We start from the raw sequence: 12,354 nt of genomic DNA, 5'->3' as shown, positions 1-12,354 counted from the left end.
TCGCTTCATTGCAGCGACAAGGCAAGCCTTGCTGCACGCTGCGCCAACGTGCGCTAGGCTGCGGGCGTGCAACGATCACAACGTTCGACGGCGGTGCTTCTCTCACTTGGGTGCCTGGTGGTAGGTGCGTGTGGCGACGACATCGACGCGCGGCCGAGTCGCGTGGCCCTCGTCGGCGCGTTTCCCGCCCCCATCGCCAAGCACGGCGAAAAATGGCAAGACCCCGAAAACGCGAGCACGCGTGGCCAGGGCTGGCGCGAGCCGTTGCTCTACGTCGATGGCGTGCCTCGGGCCGCCTTTCGCGCCGCGGAGTTCCCCATCGACATCGTCACCACGATGAGCCAGGAGCGGCGCGACCTCGACTTTAATGCCGGTGATCCGGGCCCACGCACCGCGACTTACTATGCGCCAAGGTGGAACATCGCCTCATATCTCGAACGCGTCGGCGTGCCGGTCGCCAAGGTCACCGGCGTGGTGTTTCACGCGGGGCGCGGCTCGACGTTTGTCTCTGGCGACGATCTGCGCCGGCACCGCCGCGAGTTTTTCTTTGATCTTACCGACGAGGGCAAAGGATTTTTACGCATCTATCGCCCACGAGATTTTGCCGTCAACACGACGTATGACCGCTACGTCGCCATGTCGGTGTTCGTCGCCAAGCCGGCGCCCACGGTCGATGCACAAGACGAGGTCGTGCTCGACGGCGTGCCGATCGTCGGCGTGCCGTATTACGGCCAGCCACTGCGCGGCGGGATTCGTGTCTATGTCGATGACAAGATTGCAACGGTGCTCAAGCGCAACCTGCTGGGTAGCGCGCGAGGCGAGCGGCCAAGCCTTGCGCAGACCCTTGGCACCTTTGGCGTCGACACCCAAGGCGTCAAAGCGGTGGATCTCATCGTGGGCACCGCCCGCACCGCGCGGCTAACCGGCGAGCAGTTTCGCGCCGCGTGGTTTGCTTCGTCAGAACAGGCCAGCGGCACCATCCTGCTTAATGGCGAAACGCCAGCGACGGCGCTCATGCTCTATACCAAACGTAGCGTTTCGCAGCTGCCAGCGCTCGACGCACTAACGGGCCGCGGACTTCAACGCGATACGCTGGCGCCATAAGCACCAGCTCGGCAATTTGCCTACGGAGCCGGATAGCCCGGCGGCGTGGTGCGACAAGGGTCGGCGGGATTAAGGAACTTCGCCATGACCGCGTCGTTAAACGTCTTCAGGCGCACCATATACTCGTTGTTTGGCAAGTAGCCAAAGTTGGGATGCGTGCTGCCGTCGCCGCCAAAGGCCGCGAACACGCCATAGTTCGGCTCGACGATGCTCGAACCCGGCAGGTTTGGATCGGGGATGGGGCGAAACCAACCAAAGCTCGTGGCCTCCTTGCGCGCATTGTCAAATGTGGTAGCGGTGTTGGCCGAGATGTATAGGCCGCCCGCGCCGGCATTGTGGCAGCCGGCGCATGCCGTGCCGCCGTTGGCCTGGCGCGTGCTCCACGTGCCCATGTTGGCATTGTTCCACAGCGTAATATCCATGCAGCCAGAGAAGCGCTCCATCGCCTGAAACGCGTTAACCGAGCCATCGTCGGGCGGTGGGCCGCCGGTGATGCCGCGCTCATCGGCCTCCTCGGCAAGCCAGCCGGAAATCGCGTCGATTTGAGTTTGCGTCCACGCCGCCATGCCTTGGTGTGGGCCGACCAGCTTGGTGAGCAAGGCCGCGCCGCCGCCGTTAAAATTGCCGTTGACGTTTAGGTCCGTAACGATCTTGTCGTAGTCGTCTGCCGCGCCAGTTTCGCCAAGAAACAGCGACCAGCTTTGATTAGCGTCGGAGCCTTCATGGCAGCCGCTGCCACCGCCCGCGCAGCCGCGCAGCATCGGCTGCACCTCGGCCACAAACGTCGCCTCTGCGGTGCCTGCGGGAGGTGGGGTGACAGGATCGGGCGTGCCCGGGTCGATGGTGCCAACGCAGCCGGCCCCAGCCACCAGCATGATTGAAAAGAGCTTGATTGATTTCATCACGGGATTCCTCTTTCTGAAGCTCGTTAGTTGCGATTCATGCCGCGGCGGCGCGCGCGTGCCAGCAGCAGGCCCATGGCCATCAGCATCGGGGCGCCACCAAGGCCGCCAGCGCCGGCGGAACAACCGCCACCCGCATTGCCGTTGCCGGGGTTATTGGGGTTGCCGGGGTCAGTTGGGTCGGTCGGATCCGTTGGGTCGGTTGGGTCCGTTGGCTCCGTGCCAGGGGGCACCGTTTCAGCGGCAAACACGCCGATGCCAAAGGCGAGCTTCTCGGACATGCCCTGCGTCGAATCGTTGTTGCGAAACTTGCGATACGAGGTTGGGATGATGAGCAAGTTCTTGGCGAGCGGCATAAAGCCGTTGGCCATGCCAAAGCCAGGGTTGGGCACGTTTGGAATGCAGCTGGCGTGGTTGCGGCCTTGCGGGGTATTTGGGTTTTGCCCGTAGATTTGCGACATCCAGCCGCCGTCGGTCGCAAACTGGTTGCTGGTCTCAAGCGTCAGCGCCTTGGTGACGGTGTCGAACTTAAAGGTGCGCAGCGATCCGCCACCGACGTTGCCGATAATGCTGGGCAGCATAACCACGGCGCGAAAGGCGCCGTCGTCGCCCATGTTGGCGCCGCAAAGTTGGGGATGGCCAGCGTCGCCAAGGCCGCCGAGCGAAAAGTTTGGAGGCGACACGATATCGATGGTACCCAGCGCGCCGTCGGCACGCACGACCGCCAGGCCAAGCCGCGTTGGCGCCTTGGTCTTGCCGATGCGGTTTTGGTAATCAACTTCGACCACCTGCACGATATAGTCGCCGGTCAGGTTGCCGGCCGCATCGCGCACCGCGACCACGCCTGGCGTCGCATAACGATAACCATTGCCGGCGGCCATGATGCGCTTATTGGCGAGGCGCGATTGGCGAATGCCGAGGTTTTGCGTCTCAGACATATCCATGATAGCGCAGTCGACGCCGCGATTTGGCGGTTGCGTGTTGCCAACGGCCGAGCAAACCAAGACGCGGTCGGCCGCGATCATCGGCGCCACGCTCGAGCGCGAGCGCTCTTCTTCTTCGACCATGATGCCAGCCTTGTATCGGCTGACGGTGATGGTGTTGCCGGTCTTGACGACCTTGAGGCCAAGCGTCCAACCGGCGTCCTCGCCGTTGCCGTTGCCGATGCCCGAGATGACGGTGCGGGTGGTGGTTGCGGAATCTTCGAGATTGCTAACGTTGGTGACGACTTGCGCCGAGCCGAGCACGTTGTCGTTGTTTTGCGTAAACAGCAGCGTTTGGGGGGCAAGCTCCTCGCAGCGGGGGCCGACGACCAGGCCATACACGTTGGTGTTGTTGGCGCCGTTGGGGCGATATTCATAGGTCGTAAGGACCGCCGTGCCAGCCAGCACCGTCGCGGCGGTTGGGTCATGACCGTTGCGGCGATTGTTATTGTTGGTCGTGTTGTTGGTCACGTAGCGTGACACGACATCGGTAATGCCGCCGGTGGCGCTAAGCGCGGCGCTGACGCAAAGGCTTTGCACCGTGTTGTTTACCGGCACGGCGTTGACCGTATACGACGACGTCATGAAACAAACCAGGCGCGTGCCGGCGCCCTCGGTCGCCAAGGCGCAACGCGTATGCTCGGCGCCCGCGCCGATTTGATTATTGTTAGTGCGCTGGACTGGATTTCCAAGGCGCTCGTTTTCGAGGTAGGTGCCGGCGCCGTCGCCGTTGAACAACTCAAAGAGCTGCCCTTCCAGCGCTTCTTCCGCGCTAGCGGTCGCCGGTACCGAGGAAAGAGCCACCAGGGCAGCCAGGGCCGTCAAAGCACGCACATTTTGTTTCATTGGCTTGTTCATAGTGTCTCCTAGTAAATCGACGTTACCGGCTTGTTACAGCAAGGTTCGTGCCGAGCGCAGAGGCCGCTGCGGCGCAGGCGCGCATGGCAATTTTGCCGCAGGCTGGGGGAATACTCCCCAGATTCGGGGTGTGCGCCCCCACCCCGCTCAGCGCCGCGATGCCGCTGGTCAAGCGCGGCGCCGCGTCGCATACTGAGTCATGGCATCGTCGCGAAGCACGCGAGCAATGTGGACGACGGTCGCGCTCGCCGCGTTGGCCGCGACCACATGGTTGCTTTATACCCGGCCTTGGAACACAAACTCGACGCACGATACTTTAAAGGCTACTGCAGAACGCGGGCACGACGGGGCGTCGCGGCCGCGTATTGACGCAAAATCGACGCCTACTATGGTCAACACTGTCGCGACGACACCTACACCTGAAGCATTGGCGCCTGCGGATCAAATCGTCTCAACGCCTATTCTCGCCGAATCGCCACCAGATGAGGCGACGCTGCAGCGCGAAGCACAACTCGCCGTGAGACGCCGGCTCCCGCAATATCTCGCCAACGAGGCGGCGCTGTGTGTTGCCGATCGCGATGACGTCGCGGACGTTCGCGGCGCAATTTCGATCCGGTTTCAGTTAACCGCGCAAGCAGACTCGGCCCGGCTTGGCGCGCTGCAGCTGACCGCGAGTTCGCTGCGAGCCGATCTTACCGAGTGCATCACGGGACGGCTCGCGCGCGTCGAGATCCCGCACCGCCACCTCGGCGCCTTCACCGACGATGCCGTGGAGCTGACGTTTACGGCGGATGATCTGCTGAAGAAAGCGCAGGCCTGGATGAGCAACCGCGATTGATTTTTTCCCAAACGCGGCGCCTACCCACGGGATTGCTGTTAGGTTGCGGCGGTGATCGGCCGGCTACCTTCATGGGTAACCCCAAGACAGCGCGTGCTTTTCGTGTTGTTGGTGGCGCTGGGCGTTTTTTCGTTCATCACGCGGCGGCCTTGCTCCTGGTTGCCATGGCCTTGGCGACCATGTACCTCGCCGCCGGAATTGGGCTGGGCACCCTCGGGCGCCAGCTGCGCAAGCTGGTGCCGATGTCGGTGTTAATCATCGCCAGCTTCAGCTTGTTCGCCAGCGAGCAGCCGACGCGCGACCAATGGCATGCCATCGATCTTGGGTGGTTCACGCTCCGGCTCAATGCCACGTCGGCGCTCTACGGCTGCGCTATGGTGCTGAGGATCGTCATCGTCGTGCTGAGCTCACAACTTGCACGCGCGGGGGATGCCCGCGCCATTGCGACGGGACTGCGCGCTATCGGGCTGCCTAATGGTATTGCAACCGCGATCGATGTCACGCTGTTGTTGCTCGACGGTGGTGGCGGTGGTGGTGGTGGTGGCGGCGGTGGCGGTGGTGGTGGCGGTGGCGGCCGCGGGATGTTTCGCGGCGCAGCCCCCCAGGCCGTGGGCGACGGCACGACGACGTCTGACGCCGCGCCAGGCTTCATGCAATCAGTTCGCCGTCTGGCCATGGGCGATGCGAGCGTGCTCGTCGCCGCCTTTGACCGCCACGTCGCGCGCGTCTCGGCTCATCTCGACCGCGTCGCGGGCTCCACCGACCAGGCAGATCCTGCGTATTTGTCCGCAGACGCTCGCCGCGACATCGCGGTTATTTCAGGCATGGCCCTGACAATGATTGGCATCAAAATGCTGAAACTGCTGCCTGGGCTGCCGTTTGCGCCGGGACACAAAGGCGTGATCTTGCTGCCGCTCTATCTGCTTGCCGCGGCAAAGACACGCACCAAGTTTGGCGCCACCCTCACCGGCGCCACCATGGGCACGGTGGCGTTTCTGCTTGGCGACGGCCGCTACGGCATCTTCGAAATCGCCAAGCACATCATGCCGGGCCTTATCATTGACTTGCTCTACCCTCTCGCGCACCGCGTCGCGGGCCAGGCCCGAGCACGCCGCCTGCTGGTGTGGTCCATCGTCGGCGTCATCGCCGCACTCGGCCGTTTTGGCACGGTCATGCTGGTGACGGTGGCGACCGAGCCTCCCGCGATTGTCTACGCGATCCTGCTGCCCGGCCTGCTGGTTCATGCCATATTCGGCGCGCTTTCGGGCATGATCGCGCTGCCGCTGCTTGCCCCTCCATCAGAAACTCCCCCCGCCTCCCAGGAACCACCATGACTCAACTCGTAACCGGCGATGGCCGCACCCACATCTCCTCGGCGCTCATGCGTGAATCGCTGCAAAATCGCGACGTGCTCAAGGGCACCGAGACCGAACGCGATCTGCAGATTCTGCCCGACGTCACGCTGATAAGCATCGGCGGCCAGAGCATCTTCGATCGAGGCAAGGCGGCCATCATGCCGCTCGTCGAAGAGATTATCCCGCTTATTCCAAAGCACAAGATGATGATCGGCGTCGGCGGCGGCACGCGCGTGCGGCACACCATGGCAGTCGCGCAAGATCTCGGCATTCCCGTTGGCGGCATCGCGCAGCTCATTGGCGCCATGGAAGAGCTCAACGCTATCTTGCTCAATACCTTGCTGGCGCGCCACGGCTCGATGCCGATGCAACGCGACCACTTTTGGGATCTGCCACTGTATCTCAAGTCCGGCATTTTGCCGATCGCCATCTCGGTGCCGCCGTTTCACTTCTGGGAGCCGCCCCCAGAGGAAGGCAGTCTCCCTGACCACGGCTCGGACTTTGGGCTCTTTCAAATGGCCGAAGTGCTGGCCATGAAGCAGCTCATATTCATTAAAGATGAAGACGGCCTCTACACCGCCGATCCAAAGCGTGAAAAGAGCGCGACCTTTATTCCTAAGATCACCCTGCGCGAGCTGCTCGACAAGCCGCTGCCGGAAAATATTCTCGACCCGGCGCTCTATCGCGCGTGGGAACACGCCAAGAACACCACCAGCATCCAAATCATCAATGGCCTAAAGCCTGGCATGCTCACCCGCGCGCTCGCGGGCGAGCACGTCGGCACCATTGTCACCAAGGGCTAACGCCAGGAGCACGCCATGGAACGAATCGCTATCTCATCATTGCTGAAGCCCTTAGACGCCAACCACTCGCAGGCCTACACCCCAGTCGCCTTAATGCCGAAGGTGCGCGTCGTTAAAATCGGCGGCCAAAGCGTCCTCGATCGCGGCAAGACGGCGCTCTACCCCATTCTCGACGAAATCGTCGCGGCGCGGCAAGAAGGCATTCAAGTCGTTGTCTTGGTAGGCGGTGGCACGCGTGCGCGTCACATCTATTCCATTGCCTCCGACCTCGAAATGCCGGTCGGCATTATGGCCACCCTCGGCAAATATATCCCGATGCAAAACGGCCGCATGGTGCAGATGCTGCTCGCCAAGCACGGCGGGATCTACATGTTGCCCGACGACTTTGAAAAGCTGCCGCTGTACCTGACCATGGGGTGCATTCCGGTCATGAGCGGCATGCCGCCGTTTGGCTACTGGGAAAAGCGCAGCGAAGGCAGCCGCATCCCGCCCCATCGCACGGACGCCGGCGTATTTTTGTCCGCCGAGTTCCTCGGTTCGCCTCGCGCCATCTTCATCAAGGATGAGGAAGGCCTCTATACTGACGACCCCAAAAAGAATGCGGCAGCCGTCCATATTCCGCGCATCACCGCCGCGGAACTTGAAGCCAAGCAGCTGCCTGACGTGGTCGTTGAGCGGGTGGTGGTCGAGTACGTGCAGCGCGCGCAGTTCTGCAAGGAGCTGCAGATCGTAAACGGCTTGCGTCCCGGCGAGGTCCTCCGCGCACTGCGCGGCGAGGACAACGGCACCATCATTTCTGCCCATTAGGCCGCTCGATAGCGTGCGCAAATTGGCCGCCGGGGCTGCACGCTTGCCCACATGGCGCGCGAGGTCGCACAAGGGCCTACCCTGCGTAATCCCGTCATATTTGGGATGCCCGGGTACATTTTGCTTGGCCGATTATGCATGATCATTAGGTGCGACAACTTCATGCGCTTCTGGCGCTCCTAGTTCGACGAAGCGGCGTGGCCCTCTTGCTCGCGGCCACATGGAGCATGACATCGGCCACCGTCGTCGAGGCTCAGCCCGTCGTGGTCGCGGACGTGTACGGCGATCCTTATGTAGCCACCGAGGCCGCGGCCGCCTCGCTATTATTGCGTCAGGCGCTCACCCGCGACGATCGTCCGGTCGTCGCGGGCACCACGCTGCTCGCTAAGGGCGGCGTCGTGCGCGGTGCCATATCCACCTTCGATCGCAGCAAGCCCGGCGAGGTGTTTACCGCAAGCGGCGCCAAATATGGCGTCCAAAGCGAAGTCATTCGCAATGGCAATACCTTGCGCATGATCGTCCACGTTATCGACAGCAACGGCGACATCGTTGCCGCGCACACCGCGACCTCGACCGATGACAATGTCGCCGAACTGGTGCGCGCCGCCGTAGATGGGACCCGCCAGACACTCGGCGGCGTCAGCTCGCTGCCAACCATTTCGGCGCCCTCGCTCGCGACGTACGCCACGGCCGAAACCTTTTTGGTTCACGGTGATGCCTTGCAGGCAGCGGCCCGCCTCAGCGCCGCGGACCCAAGCGTCGTGCTCGAAAGCGGCGCCGCCCGAAGCCTAGCGCGCTCGGTGTGGACGGCGCCCTCGCTGACCGCCGAGACGCGCATCGACCTGGTCGGCCGGTTTGGCTCGCCACAAGATATTGCTAGCGTCGCGACCGGCACCGATGCGCGCTCGCGCATTGCGCGGGCGCGGGCGCAGTTTTCCTTGGCAGATCTGGATGCGGCAGAAAAAGAGCTCAAGGGTATCCCCCCGACGACCCCCGATTACTGGGCGGTCGAGGCGGAGCTGGCCCACTTGCGCGGCGATAGCGCGCGCCGCGACAAGGCGATTGGCAAGATCATAGCCGCACCGACGCCGGCTGGCATCTCATTTCTAAGCTCGCTGCCAAGCAAATCGCTTTCGCCCGAGCTTGAGCGCAAAACCCTGGTGGCCGCCGAAGCGTTAGGGCAAGACACCCGGCATCTGCGCGCCAAGCTGGCGATTCGCAGCGCCACCGCGGATGTCGATCGCGATCGCGCGCTTTCGCTGATTTCACTCGATGATCTGCGCCCGAGCGACATCGGGCAGCTCAAAGGCGCCATCGAAACGGCCGCGACCGGCGGCAGCGCTTCAGGGCTACGGCTGCGCGCTGAACTCAAATTGCGCGATGGCGATGTCGACGGCGCCAGCAAGGACCTCTCGGCCGCGCGCGCCGCGGGCGTCGAAGATGGCGCAACATGGGAATTGCAAGCGCGCATCTATATCGCCCAAGGCAATTACCGCGCCGCAGGCGACGCCTATGCCCACGCCGGGCTGCCCCACGAGCAAGCTCGCGCCTTGCGCGCGGCTGGCGACAGCGCCGGGGCCCTCAAGGCGCTAGATGGCAACGCCTCGCCCTCGTTGCTCGTCTTAGCCTTGCGTGCCGAGACCGCCGCAACACCCGCCGACGCCGCGACGATGCTTGCCGGCGCCGCCCAGCTGTATCCGCTCAACATCGAGCTCAACCGCAACCTAAGCACCGCCCTCACCTCTTCGGGAAATGCCGAGGGTGCCAAGGCCAGCGCCACGCTCGTTGGCAAGATGGAATCGTTTATGCCCTCGCTCAAGGATGGGCGCGCGGCCACAAGCACGAACACCAAGGCGGCGGCCGCCACCGCCAGCGAAGGCCCCAAGCTTGGGAGTGACCCAATCGTCAGCCAAATGCGCGAGCTCCTTGCCTCCTCCGGGGCGGCGGCCTTTAGCGGGCGTCGCATCGCCGTGGGCTGGCTCACCGAGGACTCGCTGTTTACGCCTATCGTCCTCGATCGCGATGCGGCCTTCGATGTGGTTCGCAAGGCCCTGTCACAACCGCCGTTCAATGTCGTCGTCCGTCTTGGCGATGAGACATTTTCCAAGAGCAACCTCCTCACCCCCGAGCTCGCGGCCTTCGCACGCGACATGCAGAGTGATGGCGTGTTGCTTATTGGGGCGAGCAAGAGCGGTAGCGGCATGCGCATTGAGGCGTTCGTCTTTGACCCCGCGTCGGCGCGCGGCAATGGCGCCGCGGCCGTCATCCCCAAGCTCGATTGGATGACGATCAACATGAAGCTCGTTGCCCTGGCGGCGGGCGTGGTGCTGCTGCTCTTCGTCATTGGGCTCGTGGTGTGGATTCGCGGCTACGGCATCATCGAGGTCAGGATCAAGTCTGACCCCGGCGGGCGCAACGAGGCCTTTCGCATCGTCGTGTCTCAGCTTTCGGCGCGCCCCTCGCTGGGCGACCCCAACGCCTTTCGCGCGTCGGCCAAGCGCGATGGCCACAAGCGCACCCGCAAGACCGTCGACCTGGCGGGGCCCTCGACGCAGTTCCGACTTGTCCCCGGCCAATGGTTTGTCCACGTCGTTGGCGTCTACGACCGCGGCGACGAACTGCGCGAGCTAGATGAAAGTTGTACGCGCTTCGTGACGCTTAAGCGGGGCGGCAGCGAGCTGGCCACCATCGATCTGGCCCCTACCTATGCCGATGTCAAGATTCATATTTCCGACGTTCAGTCGCCGATCGTCAAGCTTTGGATCGAAGGCCGCGAAACCGACACCACCACCATGACCAATCGCGATGGCGAGGCGTTGCTCAAGCTGCCGGTTGGCTCCTACATGCTGGTCATCGACGGCAACGGCACTAAGCTCACGCGTCCGATCTCGGTACCAACGCTCACCATTCACAAGATCCACGTCAATCTCGAACGGGAACGCAAGCTAGCCGAGGTCTCGGGCGGCCTCACCCTGGAACGTCAAGCCGTGAAGGCACAAGCGCCACAGGCGGCGAGCACCAAGGGGGTGCCGTCATCAAGCGGACTTACCGGCGGCCTTACCCTCGCCGATGGCACGGGCCCGGCAATGCCGCCCGATCATGGCCCACCTGACAACTATCTGCAGTCGATGCACAACGCGCCTGCGGAGATGCAAACCGCACACATGATGGCCGCGCCCTCGATGACGCAAGGCGTCCGCATCAGCGAGCTCGGAAGCATGGGCGGCGGCGAGACCACTGGGTTTGGCGCGACCGGCTTTGCTGGCAGCTTCGCCGGCGGCGGCGCCACTAGCGGCGGCGGGGGCCTGTCCTTGCCCGGGCTGGAAACCCAAACCACGCTGCTGCTCGGACGCTACCAGATCATCAACGAGCTTGGCCGCGGCGCCATGGGCTTGGTGTTTCACGCCTGGGATACCAACCTCGAACGTGCCGTTGCGATCAAGATTCTCTCGCCCGAGTTGCGAGAGCACCCGCAAGCGATGGCGTTTTTTGTGCAAGAGGCCAAGTCGCTCGCGCAACTAAACCACTCCAACATCGTTTCGGTCTACGATCAAACCTCGCAGGGCGCGCAAACCTTGCTCATCATGGAGTTTGTCGACGGCACCACGCTTGAGGGCATCCTCAAGCAGGTAAAACCCCTGCCCCCCGAGCGCGCCCTGGCCATTATCGAGCAATTGTGTAATGGCCTCGCCTACGCCCATAGCAAACGGATCATCCATCGCGACATCAAGCCCGCCAATATTTTCGTGTCGCGCGAGGGCGTGGTCAAGCTCGGCGATTTCGGCCTGGCACGGGTCGTCAATGAACTCGCCATTCGCAAGACCGAGGTGCGTGGCACGCCGCTATATATGGCGCCCGAGCAAGTGCTCGGCACCGACATCGACCATCGCGCGGACCTCTACGCGGTGGGCTGCACCCTGTTCGAGCTGCTGACCGGCCAGCCCCCGTTTATCGAGGGCGCTGTCATGTATCACCACGTGCACACGCCACCGCCCGCGCCCTCGTCGCTGGTGCCGGAGCTTACGCCCGAGCTTGATGCCCTGGTCCTGAGCTGTTTGGCAAAGGATGTCAATGAGCGCGTCGGGTCGGCGACGCACCTTATCGAGGCCATCCACGGGGCGTTGCGCGCATATGGGCGCAATTAAGCGCGCCGCGCCGCGTTTTGACCGCCTCATGGTGCTGCGCGCTTATGCGGGCTTCATCGACGCGCTGGTGACGGCCCTCGTCGCGGCGCCCTTGCAATGGATATTTTTCGCCGTCGATGAGTTGTCCCTTTATTGGCTAACCCACGCCGTGCTGCACCTCGCGATGCACCGCGAATTCGAGGGCACGCTCGGCATGAAGCTGCTCGGGCTAGTCGCGCTACAGGGCCGCGAACGCCCCCCGTCGCGAACCATGGCGGCGCGGTTTCTTTTTGCCTATGCGCCCGCCATCCTGGGATTCTGGCTCGCCGCGCGCTATCCCGCCGCGACATGGAGCTCGCTGGTCTCGCCCGTGCTGGTGTGTCTGCCGATCGCCGAATGGGCGCGCGCGACCTTGCGCTTGGATGGATGGCCGAGTCACGCGGTCCTATGGGATCGGCTTTCCGGGGTCAAAGTCATGCACGTCTAGCGCAACCGGCACGGGCCGCCCGGCATTCCGTGGCCCACTGCCTTGCCGGCGCAAGAGGTTCTTCGTAAGGTCCGCCAAATCTTGACAAAGGAC

Annotated in this window: 9 protein-coding genes; 7 read left to right on the top strand and 2 right to left on the bottom strand. The window is 63.3% G+C overall.

From position 1 onward, the window contains the following. The first annotated feature begins 66 nt into the window (after positions 1 to 66). Positions 67 to 1,104 (top strand): hypothetical protein, encoded by a 1,038-nt coding sequence (locus IPL79_02990; protein MBK9069961.1) that lies wholly within the window; start codon positions 67 to 69, stop codon positions 1,102 to 1,104. A 20-nt stretch (positions 1,105 to 1,124) separates the two neighbouring features. On the opposite strand, the gene IPL79_02985 is transcribed toward IPL79_02990, so the two are convergent. After that, a complete protein-coding gene (locus IPL79_02985) occupies positions 1,125 to 2,006 on the bottom strand; it encodes a hypothetical protein (GenBank protein MBK9069960.1) in 882 nt (293 codons plus the stop codon). 26 nt (positions 2,007 to 2,032) lie between these two features. Further along, positions 2,033 to 3,847, bottom strand: coding sequence for a hypothetical protein (locus IPL79_02980; protein MBK9069959.1), 1,815 nt, complete (start codon positions 3,845 to 3,847; stop codon positions 2,033 to 2,035). Between the two features lie 388 nt (positions 3,848 to 4,235). Between IPL79_02980 and IPL79_02975 the strand changes: the two genes are divergently transcribed. From IPL79_02975 to IPL79_02950, 6 genes are all read left to right on the top strand, one after another. Beyond that, entirely contained in the window at positions 4,236 to 4,685 is a 450-nt protein-coding gene (locus tag IPL79_02975; GenBank protein MBK9069958.1) for a hypothetical protein, read from the top strand. A 149-nt stretch (positions 4,686 to 4,834) separates the two neighbouring features. Beyond that, positions 4,835 to 6,019 carry a hypothetical protein gene (locus IPL79_02970; protein MBK9069957.1) on the top strand — a complete coding sequence of 395 codons (1,185 nt, stop codon included), beginning with the start codon at positions 4,835 to 4,837 and terminating at the stop codon, positions 6,017 to 6,019. Beyond that, positions 6,016 to 6,843, top strand: coding sequence for a uridine kinase (locus IPL79_02965; GenBank protein MBK9069956.1), 828 nt, complete (start codon positions 6,016 to 6,018; stop codon positions 6,841 to 6,843). Before IPL79_02970 ends, IPL79_02965 begins: the two co-directional genes overlap by 4 nt. 15 nt (positions 6,844 to 6,858) lie before the next feature. After that, positions 6,859 to 7,650, top strand: coding sequence for a uridine kinase (locus IPL79_02960; GenBank protein MBK9069955.1), 792 nt, complete (start codon positions 6,859 to 6,861; stop codon positions 7,648 to 7,650). A gap of 197 nt (positions 7,651 to 7,847) precedes the next feature. Next, positions 7,848 to 11,795: a serine/threonine protein kinase gene (locus IPL79_02955; protein MBK9069954.1), complete on the top strand. Its 3,948-nt coding sequence runs from the start codon at positions 7,848 to 7,850 to the stop codon at positions 11,793 to 11,795. After that, a complete protein-coding gene (locus tag IPL79_02950) occupies positions 11,782 to 12,261 on the top strand; it encodes a hypothetical protein (GenBank protein MBK9069953.1) in 480 nt (159 codons plus the stop codon). Before IPL79_02955 ends, IPL79_02950 begins: the two co-directional genes overlap by 14 nt. Positions 12,262 to 12,354 lie beyond the last annotated feature (93 nt).

This window comes from Myxococcales bacterium (assembly GCA_016716835.1).
GTDB lineage: Bacteria > Myxococcota_A > Polyangia > Haliangiales > Haliangiaceae > JADJUW01.
Note: the sequence above shows the minus strand (reverse complement) of the source record. Positions and strands in the feature narration are given on the sequence as shown.

Coding starts and splice junctions, on each gene's coding strand:
- IPL79_02975 (MBK9069958.1), top strand. CDS start 4,236: ATGGTCAACACTGTCGCGACGACACCTACACCTGAAGCATTGGCGCCT.
- IPL79_02965 (MBK9069956.1), top strand. CDS start 6,016: ATGACTCAACTCGTAACCGGCGATGGCCGCACCCACATCTCCTCGGCG.
- IPL79_02960 (MBK9069955.1), top strand. CDS start 6,859: ATGGAACGAATCGCTATCTCATCATTGCTGAAGCCCTTAGACGCCAAC.
- IPL79_02950 (MBK9069953.1), top strand. CDS start 11,782: ATGGGCGCAATTAAGCGCGCCGCGCCGCGTTTTGACCGCCTCATGGTG.
- IPL79_02980 (MBK9069959.1), bottom strand. CDS start 3,847: ATGAACAAGCCAATGAAACAAAATGTGCGTGCTTTGACGGCCCTGGCT.
- IPL79_02985 (MBK9069960.1), bottom strand. CDS start 2,006: ATGAAATCAATCAAGCTCTTTTCAATCATGCTGGTGGCTGGGGCCGGC.